23 protein-coding genes are annotated in these 20627 nt (G+C 64.0%); 19 read left to right on the top strand and 4 right to left on the bottom strand.

Going from position 1 to position 20627, the window contains the following annotated elements; all coding sequences use genetic code 11:
* Window positions 1-58 precede the first annotated feature (58 nt).
* The gene (alaC, locus tag WIN67_RS23215) at window positions 59-1270 is read right to left on the bottom strand and encodes an alanine transaminase (RefSeq protein WP_102880635.1); all 1212 of its coding nucleotides are present in this window, start codon (window positions 1268-1270) and stop codon (window positions 59-61) included.
* Between the two features lie 279 nt (window positions 1271-1549).
* Here alaC and WIN67_RS23210 point away from each other — a divergent pair, with 279 nt between their 5' ends.
* The 9 genes from WIN67_RS23210 to WIN67_RS23170 all read left to right on the top strand — a co-directional run bounded on the left by WIN67_RS23210 (window position 1550) and on the right by WIN67_RS23170 (window position 11217).
* Window positions 1550-2212: a LysE family translocator gene (locus tag WIN67_RS23210; protein ID WP_110594805.1), complete on the top strand. Its 663-nt coding sequence runs from the start codon at window positions 1550-1552 to the stop codon at window positions 2210-2212.
* A 69-nt stretch (window positions 2213-2281) separates the two neighbouring features.
* On the top strand, window positions 2282-2770 hold the full coding sequence (locus tag WIN67_RS23205; protein ID WP_102860634.1) for a GyrI-like domain-containing protein: 489 nt from the start codon (window positions 2282-2284) through the stop codon (window positions 2768-2770).
* 253 nt (window positions 2771-3023) lie between these two features.
* Window positions 3024-3122 carry a K(+)-transporting ATPase subunit F gene (kdpF, locus tag WIN67_RS23200; RefSeq protein ID WP_016968152.1) on the top strand — a complete coding sequence of 33 codons (99 nt, stop codon included), beginning with the start codon at window positions 3024-3026 and terminating at the stop codon, window positions 3120-3122.
* Window positions 3106-3276 (top strand): hypothetical protein, encoded by a 171-nt coding sequence (locus WIN67_RS23195; protein WP_162884082.1) that lies wholly within the window; start codon window positions 3106-3108, stop codon window positions 3274-3276. Before kdpF ends, WIN67_RS23195 begins: the two co-directional genes overlap by 17 nt.
* Window positions 3277-3289: 13 nt before the next feature.
* Window positions 3290-4996 carry a potassium-transporting ATPase subunit KdpA gene (gene kdpA / locus WIN67_RS23190; RefSeq protein ID WP_110594803.1) on the top strand — a complete coding sequence of 569 codons (1707 nt, stop codon included), beginning with the start codon at window positions 3290-3292 and terminating at the stop codon, window positions 4994-4996.
* A 9-nt stretch (window positions 4997-5005) separates the two neighbouring features.
* A complete protein-coding gene (gene kdpC / locus WIN67_RS23185) occupies window positions 5006-5689 on the top strand; it encodes a K(+)-transporting ATPase subunit C (protein WP_110651434.1) in 684 nt (227 codons plus the stop codon).
* 12 nt (window positions 5690-5701) lie between these two features.
* Window positions 5702-7774, top strand: coding sequence for a potassium-transporting ATPase subunit KdpB (kdpB, locus tag WIN67_RS23180; protein WP_102880630.1), 2073 nt, complete (start codon window positions 5702-5704; stop codon window positions 7772-7774).
* A 60-nt stretch (window positions 7775-7834) separates the two neighbouring features.
* Window positions 7835-10528: a sensor histidine kinase gene (locus WIN67_RS23175; protein ID WP_102880629.1), complete on the top strand. Its 2694-nt coding sequence runs from the start codon at window positions 7835-7837 to the stop codon at window positions 10526-10528.
* Entirely contained in the window at window positions 10525-11217 is a 693-nt protein-coding gene (locus tag WIN67_RS23170) for a response regulator (RefSeq protein ID WP_102860639.1), read from the top strand. The genes WIN67_RS23175 and WIN67_RS23170 overlap by 4 nt, the downstream gene beginning before the upstream one ends.
* On the opposite strand, the gene WIN67_RS23165 is transcribed toward WIN67_RS23170, so the two are convergent.
* Window positions 11196-11348 (bottom strand): hypothetical protein, encoded by a 153-nt coding sequence (locus WIN67_RS23165; protein ID WP_162884081.1) that lies wholly within the window; start codon window positions 11346-11348, stop codon window positions 11196-11198. The two genes, WIN67_RS23170 and WIN67_RS23165, sit on opposite strands and share 22 nt — an antisense overlap.
* A 221-nt stretch (window positions 11349-11569) precedes the next feature.
* On the opposite strand from WIN67_RS23165, the gene WIN67_RS23160 reads away from it, so the two are divergent.
* Window positions 11570-12067 (top strand): GNAT family N-acetyltransferase, encoded by a 498-nt coding sequence (locus WIN67_RS23160; protein ID WP_102860640.1) that lies wholly within the window; start codon window positions 11570-11572, stop codon window positions 12065-12067.
* Window positions 12068-12161: 94 nt separating this feature from the next.
* On the opposite strand, the gene WIN67_RS23155 is transcribed toward WIN67_RS23160, so the two are convergent.
* The gene (locus WIN67_RS23155) at window positions 12162-12647 is read right to left on the bottom strand and encodes a GNAT family N-acetyltransferase (RefSeq protein ID WP_102880627.1); all 486 of its coding nucleotides are present in this window, start codon (window positions 12645-12647) and stop codon (window positions 12162-12164) included.
* A 183-nt stretch (window positions 12648-12830) separates the two neighbouring features.
* Between WIN67_RS23155 and WIN67_RS23150 the strand changes: the two genes are divergently transcribed.
* The 4 genes from WIN67_RS23150 to WIN67_RS23135 all read left to right on the top strand — a co-directional run bounded on the left by WIN67_RS23150 (window position 12831) and on the right by WIN67_RS23135 (window position 15451).
* Entirely contained in the window at window positions 12831-13265 is a 435-nt protein-coding gene (locus WIN67_RS23150; protein WP_102880626.1) for a YybH family protein, read from the top strand.
* Window positions 13266-13332: 67 nt separating this feature from the next.
* On the top strand, window positions 13333-13677 hold the full coding sequence (locus WIN67_RS23145; protein WP_102860643.1) for a YciI family protein: 345 nt from the start codon (window positions 13333-13335) through the stop codon (window positions 13675-13677).
* Window positions 13678-13703: 26 nt separating this feature from the next.
* Window positions 13704-14195 carry an SRPBCC family protein gene (locus WIN67_RS23140; protein ID WP_102880625.1) on the top strand — a complete coding sequence of 164 codons (492 nt, stop codon included), beginning with the start codon at window positions 13704-13706 and terminating at the stop codon, window positions 14193-14195.
* On the top strand, window positions 14195-15451 hold the full coding sequence (locus WIN67_RS23135; protein WP_102880624.1) for an RNA polymerase sigma factor: 1257 nt from the start codon (window positions 14195-14197) through the stop codon (window positions 15449-15451). Before WIN67_RS23140 ends, WIN67_RS23135 begins: the two co-directional genes overlap by 1 nt.
* Window positions 15452-15493: 42 nt before the next feature.
* Here WIN67_RS23135 and WIN67_RS23130 read toward each other — a convergent pair whose 3' ends face one another.
* Window positions 15494-16348 (bottom strand): LysR family transcriptional regulator, encoded by an 855-nt coding sequence (locus WIN67_RS23130; RefSeq protein WP_102880623.1) that lies wholly within the window; start codon window positions 16346-16348, stop codon window positions 15494-15496.
* An 89-nt stretch (window positions 16349-16437) separates the two neighbouring features.
* On the opposite strand from WIN67_RS23130, the gene WIN67_RS23125 reads away from it, so the two are divergent.
* The 5 genes from WIN67_RS23125 (at window position 16438) to WIN67_RS23105 (ending at window position 20543) form a co-directional block, all read left to right on the top strand.
* On the top strand, window positions 16438-16872 hold the full coding sequence (locus WIN67_RS23125) for a multidrug/biocide efflux PACE transporter (protein WP_102880622.1): 435 nt from the start codon (window positions 16438-16440) through the stop codon (window positions 16870-16872).
* 183 nt (window positions 16873-17055) lie between these two features.
* The gene (locus WIN67_RS23120) at window positions 17056-17664 is read left to right on the top strand and encodes a paraquat-inducible protein A (protein WP_102860648.1); all 609 of its coding nucleotides are present in this window, start codon (window positions 17056-17058) and stop codon (window positions 17662-17664) included.
* The gene (locus WIN67_RS23115; RefSeq protein WP_110651437.1) at window positions 17664-18278 is read left to right on the top strand and encodes a paraquat-inducible protein A; all 615 of its coding nucleotides are present in this window, start codon (window positions 17664-17666) and stop codon (window positions 18276-18278) included. Before WIN67_RS23120 ends, WIN67_RS23115 begins: the two co-directional genes overlap by 1 nt.
* On the top strand, window positions 18271-19962 hold the full coding sequence (locus WIN67_RS23110; RefSeq protein ID WP_102860650.1) for an intermembrane transport protein PqiB: 1692 nt from the start codon (window positions 18271-18273) through the stop codon (window positions 19960-19962). The genes WIN67_RS23115 and WIN67_RS23110 overlap by 8 nt, the downstream gene beginning before the upstream one ends.
* Window positions 19959-20543 (top strand): PqiC family protein, encoded by a 585-nt coding sequence (locus WIN67_RS23105; RefSeq protein ID WP_339070088.1) that lies wholly within the window; start codon window positions 19959-19961, stop codon window positions 20541-20543. Before WIN67_RS23110 ends, WIN67_RS23105 begins: the two co-directional genes overlap by 4 nt.
* The last annotated feature ends 84 nt before the right edge of the window (window positions 20544-20627 follow it).

The following is a 20627-nucleotide window of genomic DNA, read 5'->3' as shown; positions in this document are numbered from 1 at the left end:
CTACAGTGCAGGCACAAAAAAACCGCATCGCTGCGGTTTTTTTGTGGCTGAAGGAGTCTCAGCTTTTCTGCACCAGGGCGTCGGCGCGGAACATCCCGCGAATGCCGCGCACCGCCTGGCGAATCCGGTCCTGGTTTTCGATCAGGGCGAAGCGCACATGATCGTCGCCGTATTCACCGAAACCCACCCCCGGCGACACGCAGACCTTGGCCTCGGCCAGCAGCTTCTTGGCGAATTCCAGGGAGCCCAGGTGCGCATAGGCTTCGGGAATCTTGGCCCAGACGTACATCGAGGCCTTGGGGTTCTCCACCATCCAGCCCAGCTCATGCAGGCCCTTGACCAGCACATTGCGCCGTTGCCGGTATTGCTCGGCAATGTCTTTCACGCACTGCTGGTCGCCTTCCAGGGCGGCAATCGCCGCCACTTGCAGCGGGGTGAAGGTGCCGTAGTCGTGGTAGCTCTTGATCCGCGCCAGGGCGTTGACCAGCTCCGGGTTGCCGACCATGAAGCCGATGCGCCAGCCGGCCATGTTGTAGCTCTTGGACAGGGTGAAGAACTCCACCGCGATGTCCTTGGCCCCGGGCACCTGCATGATCGACGGGGCTTTCCAGCCGTCGTAGACGATGTCGGCGTAGGCCAGGTCGTGGATCACCAGCACGTCGTACTGCTTGGCCAGGGCGATCACCCGCTCGAAGAAATCCAGCTCCACGCACTGCGCGGTGGGGTTGGAGGGGAAGCCCAGGATCATCATTTTCGGCTTGGGGATCGAACCGCGAATGGCCCGCTCCAGCTCGGCGAAGAAGTCCACTCCGGGCACCAGTGGCACCGAGCGCACCTGGGCGCCGGCGATCACCGCGCCGTAGATGTGGATCGGGTAGCTGGGGTTGGGCACCAGCACCGTATCGCCCTGGTCCAGGGTGGCCAGCATCAGGTGCGCCAGGCCTTCCTTGGAACCGATGGTGACGATGGCTTCGCTTTCCGGGTCGATATCGACCTCGTAGCGATCCTTGTACCAGCGGGAAATCGCCCGGCGCAGCCGTGGAATGCCTTTGGAGGTGGAGTAGCCGTGGGTGTCCTCACGCTGGGCAACGGTCACCAGCTTTTCGACGATGTGCGGCGGAGTCGCGCCGTCGGGGTTGCCCATGCTCAAGTCGATGATGTCTTCGCCGCGCCGACGCGCAGCCATCTTCAGCTCGGCAGTGATGTTGAAAACGTAAGGGGGGAGACGATCGATGCGCGCAAAGCGGCGCGGCGAACCTTGTTCGGCCATTGTTGCCTCGAAAAGACGTAAGCGCCCGGAACCGTCCGAGCGACGTTGGCCACTGCGGTGGCCTGCGGGGGCAGACGATAAAGGCGCTGGCGCGGGCTTGTCCAGAGCAGCGGAAAAATATTTTTGCGCTGCCGGCGGTTTGCTCGGCTGGCGGGTTTGCCGCTATAACGTGCACGCTTTTTGCCTGCAAGGACGGCGCCCGGCCTGTGCCTGATTCGTTCGGGCAGATCTGATGCCGCTCGGCAGCTCTTCGAACAACAGCGTCAAACAGGATGAATGATGGAGTTTACCAGCGGCTTTTTGCTGAGCCTTTCGCTGTGCCTGGACATCGGCGTGGCCAATATCGCGATGATCACCCTGGCCATGCAGCGCGGCTATTTCCAGGGCTTCTGCCTGGGCCTGGGGACTTGCGTGGGTGACCTGATCTACGCGCTATTGGCCCTGGCCGGGATGACCGTACTGTTGCAGTACGAAACTGTGCGTTGGGTGCTGTGGATCGGCGGTTCGGCGCTGCTGGTGTATTTCGCGGCAAAGATGATCTACGCCGCCATTCATCACAGTGCGCTGCTGGCCACGGCGGGGGAGGCGGACCGCGGTTCGCCGCGCAAGGAGTTCCTGCGCGGGATCTTCCTGGCCATGTCTTCCCCCAGCGCGATCCTCTGGTTTGCCGCCGTGGGGGGCACCCTGATTGCCCGATCCGGTGGCGGCACGATTGCCGATTCCGGGTTGTTCCTGGCCGGCTTCTTTTGCGCCGGGCTGGTCTGGACCATGGGCCTGTGCCTGGCCGCGACCCAGGGCGGCAAGTTGCTGGGCGACAAGCTGTTGCGCTACTCCTACCTGGCATCTGCGGCGATCTTCTGCTATTTCGCGGTGTACGTGATCCTATCCGGTTATCAGGAGTTCATCGTCGGCGCCGGGGTGGTCGACCTTCCGGCGCTCTGATCCTGGCCCTGGCGATTGGCTTCTATACTTGCTGCCGTACCCATCTTTTCTGCGGCAGGAGTGGCATTCATGGATGAGCAAAAACAGGGCGCAGGTCCAGAACCGCGCTTCGAAAGAGAGCGTTTTCTGCTGATCGCCGGCTTCAGCGAGCGGTTTACCCCTGGCGCCAGCCAGGACATCGGTCAGCTCTGGCAGCGCTTCATCCCCCACATCGGCAAGGTGCCGGGGCAAGTGGATGAGGTGACCTACGGCATCTGTTGCAACCCCGATGGCCAGGGTGGCTTCGAATACCTGGCCGGAGTCGAGATCAGCAAGCTCGACGATTTGCCCGAGCGCTATCGCTGGATCGAGGTGCAGCCGCAGAACTATGCGGTGTTCGAGCACGGTGGCTCCTTGCAGGAACTGCCACAGACCTTCAACTACATCTGGAAGACCTGGCTGCCCCAGTCCGGTCGCGAGGCGGCCGATGCCCCGGAATTCGAGCGCTACAGCGCCGATTTCAACCCCGATACCGGCAGCGGCGTGGTGGAGGTCTGGCTACCGCTGAAAAGTGAATGATCCCCTCGGGGGCGCTGGCCGGCCCCCGATTCCCCCGGCCTTGGCCGCAATCTATACGCCGTCTTAATACCGCCCCCCGCAATCAGTGTCCGACCTTGATACGCCCTCACCTAACCTGCGTGGCGCAGAGGAGAGCGGCGGACGGCTCGTTCCCGACTCCCTGCCGGTGCCCGTTGCCGGGTGCCTGACCGGTTGCGCCCCGGGCCGCTGTCTGCGGTTGCGGCGCCGCCTCAATGGATTAAGGGGAAAAGCCTTGCTGACACTGGAATTCATCTACGGCGCCAGCGGTTTTTGCGCCGTGCTGCTGTTTGTCTACCTGGGTTACGCGCTGATCCGTGCCGAGAAATTCTGATGACCGCACCCAACGCTATCCCGGCATTTTCATTCGCCCGTCCGGGCATTCTCGAGAAAGGAAACCAGCCATGTACGACCTGATCTTCGTGGGCCTGTCCCTGGGGTTCTTTGTACTGACGGCCCTGGTCATCGTCGCCATGGGCAAGATTTGAACGGAGCATCGACATGTTGAGTACTGTGCTGGAATACGCGGTGATCCTCGGGGTAATGACCGGGCTCGCCGTACTCATGGGCAAATGGCTGGCCCGGGTCTTCAGCGGCCGCGGCCACGCCTTGCCCGAGCGGGCCACCTACCGCCTGCTGGGGATCGACCCCGGCGAAACCATGGGCTGGGCCCGCTATGGCTCGGCGCTATTGCTGTCCAACGCGGCGATGATGCTCCTGGGCTACCTGGTGCTGCGCCTGCAAGCCGTCATGCCCCTCAACCCCCTGGGGTTGGCGGCGCAGACCCCGGACCTGGCGTTCAACACCACCGCGTCCTTTATCACCAACACCAACTGGCAGGCGTACTCAGGTGAAAGCAGCCTGTCGAACTTCAGCCAGATGGCGGTGATCACCTTCCTGATGTTCGTCGGCGCTACCGCCGGTGTTGTCGCCGCGGCCGGCTTCATTCGCGGCCTGAGCCGTTCCAGCTCGGCGGACATCGGCAACTACTGGGTCGACTTCACCCGCACCCTGTACCGGGTGATGCTGCCTTTGTGCCTGGTCATGGCCCTGGTCTATGTCTGGCAGGGCATGCCCCAGACCCTCAACTCCCAGGCCCTGGCCACCACCCTGGAAGGCGCCCAGCAGCAGTTGATCGTCGGCGCCGTGGCCAGCTTCGAGTCGATCAAGCACATCGGCACCAACGGTGGTGGCTTCTTCAGCATGAACGCCGCCCACCCGTTCGAGAACCCGACCCCGCTGACCAACGTCCTGCACATCCTCAGCATGTTGCTGATCCCTTCGGCGCTGACCTACGCCTTCGGCAGCATGCTGCTGCGTCGGCGTCAGGGCTGGGTGTTCTTCGGCACTTTCCTGGTGATGTTCGTCGGCTTCCTGGCCATTGTCTTCACTGCGGAGCAGGGCGGTAATCCGCTGCTGACCCAGGTCGGTGCCGACCAGCAACTGTCGGCAACCCAGAGTGGCGGCAACATGGAAGGCAAGGAACTGCGCTTCGGCATCGCCGACACCGCGCTGTTCGTCACCACCACCACGGGCGCCACCACCGGTTCGGTGAACGCCATGCATGACTCGCTGACTCCCATGGGCGGTTTCGTGCCCCTGGCGCAAATGATGCTCAACTGCGTGTTTGGCGGTGACGGCGTGGGCTTTATCAACCTGATCCAGTACGCCCTGCTGACGGTGTTCCTGGTGGGCATGATGATCGGCCGCAGCCCGGAATTCCTCGGCAAGAAGATCGAGGCCCGGGAGATCAAGCTGGTGATGCTCTCGGTGCTCGCGCACCCGATCTGCATCCTCGGTTTCACCGCCCTGGCAGCGTTGTGGCCGGACACCATGAACAGCCTCAACAACCTTGGCCCCCATGGTTTCAGCGAGGTGCTCTACGCCTACGCCTCGGGTACCGCCAACAACGGTTCGGCGTTTGCCGGGCTCAATGCCAACACGCCGTTCTTCAACACCACCATCGGTCTGGCGATGCTCATGGGGCGTTTCTTCACCATGCTGCCGATGCTGGCCGTGGCCGGTTCGCTGGCGGCGAAAAAGAACATCCCGGCCGGTGCCGGCACCATTCCCACTGCCACGCCGCTGTTCATGTTCCTGGTGGTGTTCGTGGTGCTGGTGGTGGGTGGCCTGACTTTCCTGCCGGCCCTCGCGCTCGGCCCGCTGGTGGAGCAACTGCAGTTGCTGGCCGGCCAGACTTACAAGTAAGGGGTTGTGATGACGACGCAAATGCAAACCCAAGGCACCACTGCGGTGCTGTTCAAGGGCCTGTTGCGCCCGGTGCTGGTGGCGGCGGTGTTCTTCATGCTGCTGACCGGGCTGGCCTATCCGCTGGCGACCACCGTGCTGGCCAACCTGCTGTTCCCGTTTCAGGCCCAGGGCAGCCTGGTGCAGCGTGACGGGGTGGTGGTGGGCTCGGCACTGATCGGTCAGTCCTTCAGTCGCCCGGAGTATTTCCAGGGCCGCCCGAGCATGACCCTGGGCAGCGATCCGCTGGACCCGAGCAAGAGCGTGCCCCAGCCCTACAACGCCGGGGCCAGTGGTGCCAGCAACCTGGGCCCCACCAACCAGAAACTGGTGGACAGCGTAGCCGCGCGGGTCAGCGCCTATCGCCAGCTCAACGGCCTGGCGGCGGACATGCAGGTACCGGTGGACGCGGTGACCGCTTCGGCTTCCGGCCTGGACCCGCACATCTCCCTGGCCAACGCCCAGCTGCAATTGAACCGGGTGGCCCGCCTGCGCAACCTGCCGCTGGCCGATCTGCAGGCGCTGCTGCAGGACCACAGCGAAAGCCGCACCTTCGGCCTGCTGGGCGAGCCCCGGGTCAATGTGCTGCAACTCAATCTCGCGCTGGATGCCCTGGCACCCGTGCATGCCTCGCCCCTTGCGGTCAGTGAGTAAGAGATACCGATCATGAGTAATAACCCTCGTATAGCGTTGTTCGACCGTGGGCTGCTGTTCACGGCGTGCCTGGATGCGGTGAAGAAGCTGCTGCCTCAGGCGCAGTGGAAGAACCCGGTGATGTTCGTGGTCTATCTGGGCAGCATTCTCACCACCCTGCTGTGGTTCCAGTCCCTGGGCGGTGAAGGCGAGGCCTCCAGCGGCTTCATCCTCAGCATCACCCTGTGGCTGTGGTTCACCGTGCTGTTTGCCAACTTCGCCGAAGCCCTGGCCGAGGGCCGCAGCCGGGCCCAGGCCGCGAGCCTCAAGGGCATGAAGCGCCAGACCCTGGCCAAGCTGTTGCAGCAGCCCAAGCATGGCGCTGCCTGGTTGCCCATGGCTGCCAGCGAGCTGCGCAAGGACATGGTGGTGCTGATCGAAGCCGGGGACCTGGTGCCTTTGGATGGCGAGGTCATCGAAGGCGTGGCCACGGTGGACGAGAGCGCCATTACCGGTGAATCGGCGCCGGTGATCCGCGAGGCCGGGGGCGACTTCTCCTCGGTCACCGGCGGCACCAAGGTGCTGTCCGACTGGCTGGTGGTGCGCATCAGCGTCAACCCCGGTGAGTCGTTCCTGGATCGCATGATCTCCATGGTGGAATCGGCCAAGCGCCAGAAGACCCCCAACGAGGTGGCCCTGACCATTCTCCTGGTGGGGCTGACCCTGCTGTTCCTGCTGGTGATCGTGACCCTGAGCCCGTACTCGATCTTCGCCGTGGCCATGAGCGGCACCGGCAGCGTGATCAGCGCCACGGTGATGGTGGCGTTGCTGGTGTGCCTGATTCCCACCACCATCGGCGGCCTGCTCTCGGCCATCGGCGTGGCAGGCATGAGCCGGATGATGTCGGCCAATGTTATCGCCACGTCCGGGCGCGCTGTGGAAGCCGCTGGTGACGTCGACGTGCTGCTGCTGGACAAGACCGGCACCATCACCCTGGGCAACCGTCAGGCCAGCGCCTTCCTGCCGGCCCCGGGAATCAAGGACAGCGAACTGGCGGACGCCGCGCAACTGGCCTCCCTGGCGGACGAAACCCCGGAAGGCCGGAGCATCGTGGTGCTGGCCAAGCAGAAGTTCGACATCCGTGGCCGCGACATCGAGGCCCTGGGCGCCAGCTTCGTGCAGTTCAGCGCGCAGACCCGCATGAGCGGCGTCGACCTGCCGGAGGGGCGCAGCATCCGCAAGGGTGCGGCCGATGCCATTCGCCGGCACATCGAAGCCCTGGGTGGCAGCTTCCCGCCGGCCTTGCAGGCCAAGGTCGACGAAGTCTCCCGGCGCGGCAGCACGCCGCTGGTGGTCAGCGACGGCGCCCAGGCCCTGGGCGTGGTGGAACTCAAGGACGTGGTCAAGGGCGGGATGAAGGAGCGTTTTGCCGAACTGCGGCGCATGGGCATCAAGACCGTGATGATCACTGGCGACAATCGCCTGACTGCGGCGGCGATTGCCGTGGAGGCCGGGGTCGATGATTTCCTCGCCGAGGCCCGTCCCGAGGACAAGCTGCAACTGATCCGCGACTACCAGGCCAAGGGCAAGCTGGTGGCCATGACCGGCGACGGCACCAACGACGCCCCGGCCCTGGCCCAGGCCGACGTCGCGGTGGCGATGAACAGCGGCACCCAGGCGGCAAAGGAAGCCGGCAACATGGTCGACCTGGACAGCAACCCGACCAAGCTGATCGAGGTGGTGGAAGTCGGCAAGCAGATGCTCATGACCCGCGGCGCCCTGACCACCTTCAGCGTGGCCAACGACGTGGCCAAGTATTTTGCTATCGTACCGGCCGCGTTCGTCGCCACTTACCCGCAATTGGGCGCGTTGAACGTGATGCAACTGACCAGCCCGAACTCGGCGATTCTCAGTGCGGTGATCTTCAACGCGCTGATCATCGTGTTCCTCATCCCCCTGGCGCTCAAGGGGGTGAAGTATCGGTCCATCGGCGCGGCGGCCTTGCTTAACCGCAACCTGCTGATCTACGGACTGGGCGGGGTGCTGGTACCCTTTGCCGGGATCAAGCTGATTGACATGCTGCTGGCCGGGCTTGGCCTGGTTTGACGCAAGGACAGGCAATGCGGCGCTCCCTGGGGGCGCCGCATTGTTCATTTAAGGAAGCTCATGACTGTGCTTGATGCAAGTCCTGCGCCCCGCGACGGGCGCCCCGATCCCGATGCGCTGCTGGAAAAGCTGCAACAGGACGAACAAGCCGCCCAGCGCGGCAAGCTGCGGATCTATTTCGGTTCCAACGCCGGGGTCGGCAAGACCTGCGCCATGCTCACCGCCGCCCGCAATGAAGTGGCCCTGGGCCGCGACGTGGTGGCCGGGGTGGTGGAAACCCACGGCCGGCGGGAAACCGCCGAGCTGCTGCAAGGCCTGGAGGTGCTGGAGCGTCACAGCCTGATGCACCGCGACTATGCCTTGCCCGAATTCGACCTGGACGCGGCCCTGGCGCGACGTCCTTCGGTGTTGCTGGTGGACGAGTTGGCCCACAGCAACGTCCCCGGTTCCCGGCATCCCAAACGCTGGCAGGATGTGGAAGAACTGCTGCGGGCCGGGATCGATGTCTGGACCACCCTCAACGTCCAGCACCTGGAAAGCCTCAACGACATCGTCAGCGGCATCATCGGCATCCGCGTGCGCGAGACAGTGCCTGATCACCTGTTCGATGAGGCCCACGAAGTGCTGGTGATCGACCTGCCACCGGACGACCTGTTGCGTCGCCTCAAGGATGGCAAGGTCTACATGGGGCCCCAGGCCGAGCGCGCTTCACGCAATTTTTTCCGCAAGGGCAACCTGTTGGCCCTGCGCGAGCTGACCCTGCGCCGCACCGCCGACCGGGTCGATGCGCAAATGCGCGACTATCGCCGCGAGCGTTCGATCAATGCCCTGTGGCCGGCCCGGGAGCGCTTGCTGGTGGGGATCGCCGGCGACCCGGCGGACGAACGCCTGGTGCGCGAGGCCGCGCGCCTGGCGCAGAAACTCGAAGCCGACTGGATCGTCGTGCACGTGGCCTCGGCGCAACGTCGTGGCCACGGCGCTAGCCGTTATGCGGCGGCGATGAAGACCCTGGCCCTGGCCGCCGAGTTCGGCGCCGAGACCGCGACCCTGCCCGGCCTGGACGTGGCCGAGGCGCTGGTGGCCTGTGCCCGCGAGCACAATGCCAATCGCCTGGTGCTGGGCCATTACCCGCGCAAGGTCTGGCAGTTCTGGCATCAGTCGGTGAGTGATCGCATCAGCCGCCAGCATCCGGAAATCGATCAGATCGTGATCGCCAACGGGCCCTTGAGCCGGCGCCCGGCCGCTGCGGACAAGCCAGAGGCCGGTTTGACCCCGAGCCGAGCGCCGGCCTATCTGTGGGCCAGCCTGGCCTGTTTTGCCGCCACTGCAGTGGCGGCGCTGCTGCTGAAGGTGTTCGACCCGGCCAACGTGGTGATGTTGTTCCTGCTCACTGTGGTTCTGGTGGCCTTGCGTTTCGGGCGGGGGCCGGGTGTCTGGGCGGCCATGCTGGCGGTGCTGTGTTTCGACTTCTTCTTCGTCCAGCCGGTGTTGTCGTTCACCGTCAACGACACCCAGTATTTCTTCACCTTCGCCTTGATGCTTGGCATTGCCCTGATCACCGGCCAGCTCACCGCGCGGCTGCGCCACCAGGCCCGCACCGCCGCCGAAGGCGAGCGCCGCGCCACCTCCCTGGCCGGGCTGGCTCGGGAGTTGTCGGCGGCACTGACCGAGGAGCAGATCTGCGCCGTGGCCCTGCGCACCTTCAGCGGGGTGTTCGAGGCCCGGGTCGGATTGGCGCTGCCGGATGCGGACAATCGCGTGCGAGCCTTGAATGCCAATGCCCTGGCGATCGATGAAAGCATTGCCCAGTGGGCCTATGACCACGACCAGCCGGCAGGCAGCGGCACCGACACCCTGGCGGCGGCCAAGGGCTGCTACCTGCCGCTCAAGGCGCCGATGCGCGTGCGCGGGGTGCTGGTGCTGGAGCTGGCGGACGCCGAACGCCTCAACGAACCCGAGGAGCAGCGCCTGCTGGAGGCCTGCATGAGCCAACTGGCAATCGCCCTGGAGCGGGTGCATTACGTCGAAGTGGCGCAGAGCACCGTGGTGCAGATGGAAGGCGAACGCATGCGCAACACTTTGCTCGCCGCTATTTCCCATGACTTGCGCACTCCGCTGACCACCATCATCGGGGCCGCCGATGCCGCGTTGCCCCATGCCCCCAGTGGCCCGCTGCCCGAGCTGTTGCATGGCATCCATGATCAAGCCACGTCGATGCAGCGCCTGATCGAAAACCTGTTGGACATGGCGCGCATGCAGGAGCGCGGGGTGCGCCTCAAGCGTCAGTGGAATTCCCTGGAGGAGATTGTCGGCAGCGCCCTGCGCCAGTTGCGCGAGCCCCTGGCCAGACATGAACTGCGGGTGACCATGGCGCCCCATCTGCCTCTGGTGGAGGTGGATGCGCTGCTGCTGGAACGGGTGCTGGTGAACCTGCTGGACAACGCCGCCAAGTACACCCCTGCCGGCACCCTGGTGCAGATCACGGCCCGCCAGGTGGACCAGCAGATCATCCTGCAGGTCAGCGACTCCGGCCCCGGCTGTCCCAAGGGCAGTTCCCCGGACAGCCTGTTCGAGGCCTTCAGTCGTGGCCAGCAGGAGTCCGCGGTGGCCGGGATCGGCCTGGGGCTGGCCCTGGCCAAACGGATTGTCGAGGCCCATGGCGGGCGTATCGAGGCCCAGCCTCACGCCGACGCCGGGCTGAGTTTTGTCATCACCTTGCCGGCGGGACAACCGCCATCCATGGAAGCCCTATGAGCAACCCACGCATCCTGATTGTCGAGGACGAAGCCAACATCCGCCGTTTTGTCGGCATTGCCCTGGAGGACGAAGGTTTCCAGGTGTTCGAGGCCGACAGCGTCAAGCGCGCCCTGATCCATGCCGCCAGCCGCCAGCCGGATCTGGTGATCGTCGACCTGGGCCTGCCGGATGGCGACGGCAAGCAATTGATCAGCGAGCTGCGCGGCTGGCTGGCGGTGCCGATCCTGGTGCTGTCGGCCAGGGACCGCGAAGACGAGAAAGTCGCCGCCCTGGATGCCGGCGCTGATGACTATCTGGTCAAACCCTTCGGTGTGCCGGAGTTGCTGGCGCGCATTCGCGCACAACTGCGGCGCCACGGCCAGAGCGGCGCGGTGGCGGCCACCAGCAAGGTGGCCTTCGGTGCCATCGAGGTCGACCTGGCCACCCATGAGGTGCGCCGCGAAGGGCAATTGGTGCACCTGACACCCATCGAATACCGTCTGCTCTGCGCCCTGATCCGCGGCCAGAGCCGGGTCCTGACCCATCGCCAACTGCTGCTGGAGGTCTGGGGCCTGGACTATGTCGACCGCGCCCATTACTTGCGGGTGCACATGGCCCATCTGCGGCAGAAGCTGGAGGCTGATCCGGCTCAGCCCCAGCACCTGATCACCGAGTTGCAGGTGGGTTATCGCCTGGTGGGGCTCTGATCCTGCCTGGTGGCGCCGCTCAGGGCTTTTTTGCCGCGACGCCGCTCATGTACAAAATCGATGTACAAGGTGATGCAGCCGAAGGCGGTGATGCTGAACAGCACAAGAAGACCGATCTGGATGTTGCTCATGGGGAAAGTCCTGTGGGCAAGACGCGGCAGGACCGGCTTGATGGGGCCGGCCAGGAGGCGTCGGGGATCAGATAGATAATCCCTGGACGCCGCCCTTGCCAGGGTTTATATGAAAGCTTTACGGCGGCCTCGACTATCCCTATGCCCTGCATACGCAAGGCTCCCGATAACGCCACTCTTGCTAGAATCGGCCATCCTTCACCGTCTTCAGGTTGCCGCCCATGACTGCTTCGACCCCGCTGATCCGTACCGTCCTGCCCACCGACCTGGATGCTTGCTTTGCCATCGAGACCCTGGCCTACGAAGGCGACGAAGCCGCGACCCGAGAAAAGATCGCTACCCGCATCGCCACCTGGCCCGAGGGCTTTATCGTCGCCGAAGTGGAGGGCGCAGTGGCCGGCTTCATCAACTCCGGTGCCACCTTCGAGGTGCAGATGGCCGACGAAGCCTTCAAGGAACTGATCGGCCACGACCCGGCCGGTTCCGAAGTGGTGATCATGTCGGTGGTGGTGCATCCGGATTTCCAGGGCCAGGGTCTGTCCCGGCAACTGTTGCAAGCCTTCATTGCACGCATGACCGAGCTGGGCAAGGCGCGCATCCACCTGATGTGCAAGGAACGCCATGTGCCGCTCTACGAGCGCTTTGGCTTCGTCTATGTCAAGGCGTCGGCGTCGGACCACGGCGGCATGGCCTGGCATGAGATGGTCCGGGGGTTGTAAGTCCCAGGCATGCCCCTGATGCACAAGGGGCGCCGGCGTAGGGGCTTTTCAGGGGGCTGCTAAGCAGGAGTGCCCTTGAGTTGAAGTGCTGAACTCAAAACGCCAGGACCATCCTGCGTTCATAACCCATCCGGCCTTTGCAGGCTTCGCCGTTTTCGACCCAGCCCAGCTTGAGATAGAGCTGGAGTGCGGCCTGGTTGTCGGCATCCACCGCCAGCATCAAGCCCTTGAGCTGCGGCCATTCCTGGAGCGCGGCGCCGGGCAGGGCTTGCAGGCAGGCGGTGCCCAGTCCCTGGCCCTGGAACGGCAGGTCCACTTGCAGGGCGTGCAGGGTGGCGTGGTCGGCCTCGGCCCAGGCCGGCAGGCAAGGCGCGTGCTTGAGCAGCAGGAACGCCACCGGCCGTTCGTCGCTGAGCAGGGCAAAGCCCTTGATGGCGCCGGCCGGTGCATTGCCCAAGGTGTACAGCGCGCCATGGATATCCCCGGAAAACGCTCTCTGTTCAGGCCGTACTTCAAGGCTCAGCAGTTGGGCACGCTGATGGCTGTCGAGCTGTTCATAAGGCACGAGACGAGTGGTCACTGGCGGGACTGTCCAGGGGAGGGAAGGGGGCGGATTCTAGCGATTTTGCCCGAGCGGTAAAATTTTTTATTGAGGTTGTCGATTGTCTGGCTGGCCAGACGACTAAGGGTGTACCGAGCATTCAAGTGCGCTCTTGCAGGGGCTGCCTGGTGCCGGTTGATTCCACTCTTGAGGAGTTTTGCCATGCACAACCCATCCAGCGAAGCACAGATCCGCAGCCTGATCGGCCATTGGCAGCAGGCGGTGGTCGCCAGGGACATCGAGCGTATCGTCAGTTTTTACGCCGATGACATCGTCTCTTTCGACGCCGTCGGCGCCCTGCAGTATTCGGGCAAGGCGGCCTACCGTGAACATTGGCAAGCCTGCATGCAGGAGTGCCCGGGGCCGGGCATCTTCGAGTTCCACCAGCTGCAGGTGCGGGCCGCCGAGGAACTGGCGTTCGCCCATTGGCTGGCCCATTGCGGGGGCACCGATGCCCAAGGGCAGACCAAGGCCTGCTGGATGCGGGTGAGCGCCGCCTATGAGCTGCGCGACGGGCAGTGGCAAGTGGTGCATGAACACTGGTCGGCGCCGTTCGACATGCAGACCGGGACCACTCAGTTCGATCTGCAACCTTGATGAGCGGGCGGTTCGCCAAAGGACAAAACAGCAACCATAGTTGATCAGCCCGAACCCGGAGACACCCATGAAATACCTCTGTCTGGTCTACAGCGATGAACAGTTGTTGCACAGCCTGCCCGAGAGCCCCAAGGACGCCGAGTGCCAGGCCTATGCCGAGTCGGTCCAGGGCAGCGGACGGATGCTTGCCGCCGAGGCGTTGCAATCGATACAGACCGCCACCACGGTGCGCATGCGTGGCGGCAAGCTCTCCATCACCGATGGTCCGTTCGCCGAAACCAAGGAGCAACTGGCCGGTTTCTACCTGATTGAGGCCAGGGATTTGAATGAAGCGATCCAGGTAGCGGGGAACATTCCGGCGGCCCGGGTCGGTAGTGTCGAAGTGCGTCCTGTGCGTGAACTCAATCCCTGATAACAAGCATAAGCAGGAGTTTGCCAATGACCTTTTCAACAGTCGGCCGCCAGGCCGCCGAGCATGAACTGTCCATCAGCCGCTTGATCGATGCGCCGCGGGCCAGGGTGTTTCGCGCCTGGACCGAGCCGGCGTTGCTGGCGCAATGGTGGGGGCCGCACGGCATGACCACCCCGGAGTGTGAAATGGATCTGTGGGTCGGTGGCCAGTTTCGCACGTTGATGCGGGCTGCGGACGGTGCCGAATACCCGACCATGGGGGTGTTCCTGGAGATCCACGCGCCGTCGCGCCTGGTGTTCACCGATGCCTATGTGCCGGGCTGGATTCCTTCGGGCAAGCCGTTCATGACCGCTGAAGTGACCTTCGAGGAGCAGGACGGCAAGACGCTCTACACCGCCCGCGCCATGCATTGGAGCGAAGCCGATCGGCAAGCCCACGAAGCCATGGGATTTCACCAGGGTTGGGGAGAGAGCCTGGAGCGTCTCGTGACCCTTGTCACCCAAGGCATGGCGGACTGATGCCGGGTCAATCCGGTGAGGCCGTGCAGGTCCTGGTGGCGCGGGTCTACCGCGAGCAATCGCGGCGCATTCTCGCCACCCTGATCCGCCTGCTGGGGGATTTCGACCTGGCTGAAGAGGCCTTGCACGAGGCCTTCTTTGTCGCCGTGGAGCGTTGGCAAAAGGACGGCGTCCCGGACAATCCTCGGGCCTGGCTGGTGTCCGTTGGACGCTTCAAGGCCATCGATGCCTTGCGCCGGCGGGCGCGCTTCGCCGCTTCCCAGGCGGCGCTGGTCAGCCAGCTGGAGCACCTGGAACAGCACGACTGGGACGGTGAGGACGTGCAAGACGATCGCCTGCGGTTGATCTTCACCTGCTGCCACCCGGCGCTGGCGGCAGACGCCCAGGTGCCACTGACCCTGCGGGAAATCTGCGACCTGAGCACCGAGGAAATCGCCCGGGCCTTTCTTGTCTCTCCGGCCACCATCGCCCAGCGTATCGTGCGGGCCAAGGCGAAGATCCGCGACGCCGGAATTCCCTATCAGGTGCCGACGCTGGACGAGTTGCCCGAGCGCCTGGACAGTGTCTTGCGAGTGATCTACCTGGTGTTCAACGAAGGCTATTCGGCGTCCATGGGGGCCGAGTTGACCCGTGAGGACCTGACCCGTGAAGCGATACGCCTGGGGCGCCTGCTGCTGGAGCTGTTACCGGAAGCGGAGGTATTGGGCCTGCTGGCCCTGATGCTGTTGCACGAGTCGCGACGTGGGGCGCGACTCTCCAGCACGGGCGAGTTGATCCTGCTGGATGAGCAGGACCGCTCCCTGTGGCAGCGGGCCTTGATGGACGAAGGCTGTGCCCTGGTGGAGCGCGGGTTGCGCAGCGGACGCGGCGGAGCCTATTGCCTGCAGGCGGCGATTGCCGCGGTGCATGCCGAGGCTCCCAGCGCCGAACAGACCGATTGGCCGCAGATCGTCGGCCTGTATGAGGTGTTGCTGCGGCTGCAGCCTTCGCCGGTGATCGAGCTCAACCGTGCCGTGGCCCTGGCCAAGCGTGACGGCCCCGCGGCCGGCCTGGAGCAGGTGGAGGCCATCCTGCAGCGCGGCGATTTGCAGGATTACCACCTGATCCACGCTGCCCGTGCCGACTTCTGCCGGCAGTTGGGGCGAGTCGAGGCGGCGCGGGAGTCCTATCAAAGAGCCTTGGCCCTGACCCGGCAAGCTCCGGAACGGCGTTTTCTCGAAGCGCGCCTGGCCCAACTGGTCTCCAGCTCTGCGTAGCTTTACAGGGCGCGCTCTACAGGGGCGGATACCCGAGCTGCCTCACTCCAGCATCCGCCCCAATAGCCAGCTCCCGGCCGGCCCGGGCGGGTGCAGGCGCGACCAGAGGGCATCCACCACCACCTTGCGCGGCCAGCCGCGTACGTTCAGTTCCTGCAATTTGCCGGCGCCGAAGCCTTCTACCAGCCAGCTCGGCAACGGTGCCCAGCCAAAACCGCCCTGGGCCATTTCCAGCAGCATCAGGTAGCTGGGCGCCGACCAGACCCGTCCCTGGGGACGGCTGTCGTAGGGGTTGAGCACCGTCGCCAGGCGCAGCTCGCGGTGCTGGCGCAGGGCTTCCTGATCGACGTGCTCGAGCCGGGCCAGCGGATGCTTGCGGGAGACGTACAGGGACATTTCGCCCTGTTCATCCAGGGTCTGGTGATCCAGGTCCGCCGGGTAATCGGCCTGCATCTCGGCAAAGGCGATGTGCGCCCGGCCACTTTGCACCAGGGCAATCAGGTCTTCGCATTCGGCAATCAGGCATTCCAGTTCCAGGTCCGGGTAACGCTGCTCGAAGGCGCTCAGGCAGCTTTCAAAGCGATCCGACTGATAGGTGTCGGACAGGGCAACGGTAAGTTTCGCCTCGACTCCCTGGGACAGTTGGCTGGCGGCCATTTCCAGGCGGCTGGTGGCCGCGAGGATTTCCTCCGCGTGCTGCAGCATCACCTGCCCGGCGGGGGTCAGGCCGGGCTTGCGGCTGGCTCGATCGAACAACTGCACATTGAGGTCGATTTCCAGGCTGGCCACCGCGGCGCTGATGGTGGACTGGCTCTTGCCCAGCTTGCGGGCGGCGGCGGAAAAGGAACCCTGGGTCGCTGCCTGGACGAACGCCAGCAGCACTTCGTGTGAGGCCATGAACTATCGCCTTGGTCGATGGTTATTGATTATGAAGTATCGACCTGATCCTGGAAGATCGCCAACACATTCACTCAAGGAGCACGGCAATGAGCCTGCACAAATCCCTTACCGAACGTATTTTCCAGGCTGTAGGTTTTGAGCTGCTGGCCGTGCTGATCTGCACACCGCTGCTGTCCTGGATCATGGATAAACCCATGGCTGACATGGGCCTGGTGACCATCGGCATCGGCCTCTTGGCGCTGATCTGGAACGTGGTGTTCAACGGTCTGTTCGATCGTCTGCTCAAGCGCCTGCAACTTGCACGCAATGGTTGGACCCGGGTCCTGCATGCCCTGCTGTTCGAAGGCGGTCTGGTGGCGATGGGGGTACCGCTGATTGCCTGGTGGTTGAATGTCAGCCTGTTGCAGGCGTTCATCCTCGATATCGGCGTGCTGTTGTTCTTTCTGCCCTACACCTACCTCTACCACTGGGCCTACGACGTACTGCGGGACAAGTGGTTGCAACAGCGTCTGGCTCATTGAGCCGCAGGCCTTTGTGATAGTCGCCGGTTTCGGCCGGCGAAAACCCACGGGGGGCCTATTATGGCGTAGAGGTCTGCGAGCTGATTTCAGACAGAACTGGACACCGTCCTCGGGTTTTTCTGAAAATGTGCGTCCGCTGGAGGCCGTCACTGAACCAGCAGCCCTCCCGACTATCTGAAGACCATGACTATTTCCCGCAACTGGATCATCTGCGAGCACTGCGATTCGCTGTACGAATCCGTGCCGCTCGGCAAAGGCCAGGCCGCTCAGTGCTCGCGCTGTGGCGCGTTGCTGGCCCGTGCCCGCTACATGAACGTGCAGCAGCTGTTCGCCTTGTCGATTACCGCCGGGTTGTTGTTCGTCTTCGCCAATCTGTTTCCGGTGATCAAAATCAGCCTCGAAGGCCTGAGCAACGAAGCCACGCTCTGGCAATCGGTAGAAGCCTTGGCTCAGGGCCGCATCAGCCTGATTGCGGCGATCACCGGCCTGACCATCATTCTGGCACCGTGCCTGCAGATCATTCTGCTGTGCTGGGTGCTGGGGTTCGCCAATTTCGATCGTGCCGCGCCAGGCTTCAAGGCCTGCATGCGGGCTCTGGAGCACCTGCGGCCGTGGAGCATGCTGGAGGTGTGCCTGCTGGGCATTCTGGTGGCCATCGTCAAGCTCGCTGGCATGCTCGATGTGCACCCCGGCCTCGGGCTCTGGGCCCTGGCCATGCTGACGGTGCTGATCATCCTGATTTCCGGCAAGGACATCCGCTATCTGTGGGATGACCTGGAGGGTCGCTACTGATGAATACGCCCCCTTACGCCCGGGACTATCAACTGATGCTCTGCCACACCTGCGGCCAGGTCTGCGAGCAATCCGAGCACCAGTGCCCCCGATGCGACTCCGTGGTCCATGCGCGCAAGCCCAACAGCCTGGCGCGGACCTGGGCCTTTCTCGTGGCCAGCCTGATCTTCTATATTCCGGCCAACCTGCTGCCGGTGATGCACACCAGTATTTTTGGCAGCGCCAGTGAAAACACCATCATGAGCGGCGTGGTGGAGTTCTGGAGACACGGCTCCTGGGACATCGCCCTGTTGATCTTCATCGCCAGCGTGGTGGTGCCCTGCATCAAGTTCTTTGTCCTCGGCACCTTGCTGGTTACCTGCCAGCGCCGCAGCCTCTGGGCCCAGCGCGAGCGTGCCAGGCTGTACCGTTTTATCGAGGTGATCGGCTATTGGTCGATGCTCGATGTGCTGGTGGTGGCCCTGGTGGCGGCCCTGGTGCAGTTTCGGGCCCTGAGTTCCATCGATCCGCGGATGGGCATTCTGTTTTTTGGTTTGGTGGTGGTGCTGACGATGTTGGCGGCCATGAGTTTCGATCCCCGGCTTATCTGGGATGTAGAGGTTGAAGATGTCTGATCATCCAGGTTCCAAGGCGGCAGGTTCCCAGCCGGCTCCCGGCGCTCCGGCGCTGCGTACGCGGCGTTTTAATGTCTCGCTGGTGTGGTTGGTGCCCATTGTCGCGGCCTTGGTGGGGCTGTCGATGGTGGTCCACAACTCGCTGTCGGCCGGGCCGGAAATCACCATCAGTTTCCAGACTGCCGAGGGCCTGGAAGCCAACAAGACCCAGGTCAAGTACAAGAACGTGGTGATCGGCAAGGTGACCTCCATCGCCTTGAGCGACGATCGCCGCAAGGTGCTGGCCAAGGTCGAGCTGGATCAGTCCGCCGAACCGTTCACCGCCGACGACTCGATGTTCTGGGTGGTGCGCCCGCGCATTGGCGCCAACGGCGTTTCCGGGGTCGATACCTTGCTCTCCGGGGCCTTTATCGGCGCCGATGCCGGCAAGTCGGAGAAGCGCAAGAACAGCTTCAAGGGCCTGGAAACCCCGCCGCTCATTACCTACGGGCAGAAGGGCAAGCGCTTCACCCTGCACACCGACGACCTGGGCTCCCTGGACATCGGTTCGCCGGTCTACTACCGGCGCATCGAAGTGGGGCAGGTGGTGTCCTATCAGTTGGCCAACAGCGGCAAGGGGGTGGACGTGAAGATCTTCGTCAACGCGCCCAATGATAAGTACGTCACCACCGACAGCCGATTCTGGAACGCCAGCGGTGTGGATGTGACCCTGGGCGCCAACGGCTTGAAGGTCAACACCGAGTCGGTGTCCTCGATCCTTGCTGGCGGCATCGCCTTCGTCGAACCCAAGTACAGCCCCAACGCCAAGCCGGCCGAGGAGAATGCCGAATACACCCTGTTCGGCGATCAGGATACGGCGCTGGCTCCGCCGGACGGCGCGCCGTATTACATCCGCATGCGCTTTGACCAGGCCCTGCGCGGCCTGTCGCTGAATGCCCCGGTGGAGTTCCTCGGGGTGAACATCGGCAAGGTGGTGTCCATGGACCTGGACTACGACGAACAGCGCAAGTATTTCCCGACCCTGGTAGGGGCGGTGATCTATCCCGAGCGCCTGGGCAAGGCCCATGAAAAACTGGTGAAGCAGACCGGCGGCGAAGACGACGCCCGCTCCGCGCAACTGATCGGCGCCTTCGTCAAGAACGGCCTGCGGGCCCAACCCCGCAGCGGCAACCTGCTGACCGGCCAGCTGTACATCTCCCTGGATTTTGTCGCCAATGCCAAGCCGGTGGCCTACAACCCCGCCGCACGGCCGCTGGAGATCCCCACCATCCCGGGCAGCATGGACAAGTTGCAGGAACAACTGCAGGCCGTGGTGGACAAGATCAGCAAGCTGCCGATCGACTCCATCGCCGCCAACCTCGATGGCAGCCTGGCGGAGATGCAGAAGACCCTGAAACAGGTCAACGGCCAAGTGCTGCCGCAGATGCGCGACACCCTGGAGCAGTCGAAGAAGACCCTGGCCAGCGCCAACGAGAGCTTCTCCGAGGATTCGCCGCAGCGACAGAAACTCAGCCAGGCCATGGAGGAAGTGCAGCGCACCGCCCGTTCGGTACGGGTGCTCAGCGACTTCCTCGGTCGTCATCCTGAAGCGTTGATTCGCGGTCGTCTCAAAGACAACCAACCGGATGCCTACCAGTCGCCATCCTCCTCTGTCCGCGAATCCGCACCGGAAGCCCAGCCATGAAAAAAATCGCCTTGTTGTTGAGCCTGACCCTGGGACTTGCCGCTTGCAGCTCTGCGCCGACCCGTTACTACACCCTGATGCCGCCGGTGACTGAAGGCAGCGCTGCGGCCCGCAAGGCGAATCTGCAGTTCGAGATGTCCACGGTGCGCATCCCGGTCCAGGTGGATCAGCCGCAACTGGTGGTGCGCCAGGACAGCGGCACCCTGGCGATCCTGGAAACCCAGCGCTGGAGCGCGCCTTTGGTGGATGAGTTCCACGACGCCCTGGCCAGCCAGATGGAGCACAAGCTCGGCACCCGCAACCTTGAAGGCTTGCCCAAGCAGCCCGGGCTCCCGGTGCTGTCGTTGCAGACCGATGTACGGCGTTTCGAATCCCTGCCCGGGCGTTACGCGCTGATCGATGTGGTCTGGAGCCTGCGCCTGCGGGGCGAGGGCGGCCCGGCCCGCAGCCTGACCTGCAGCAGCCAGATCCGCCAGCCGGCGGGTGTTGAACTGAGCAGTCTGGTGCAGGCTCATCAACAGGCCATTGCCCAGTTGGCCGCACAGATCGCCAGCACCGCACAGCGCTGGACCTGCCCCTGAATCAGCCCTGTAGCCGCTGCCGCAGGCTGCGAACGGCTGCGCAGGAGACGCAGGTTTTTCCGGCCGCCACAGGTTTTGCTCAGG

Source organism: Pseudomonas idahonensis, assembly GCF_037903935.1.
GTDB classification, from domain to species: domain Bacteria; phylum Pseudomonadota; class Gammaproteobacteria; order Pseudomonadales; family Pseudomonadaceae; genus Aquipseudomonas; species Aquipseudomonas danubii.
This window is presented reverse-complemented; position numbering and strand designations above follow the sequence as displayed.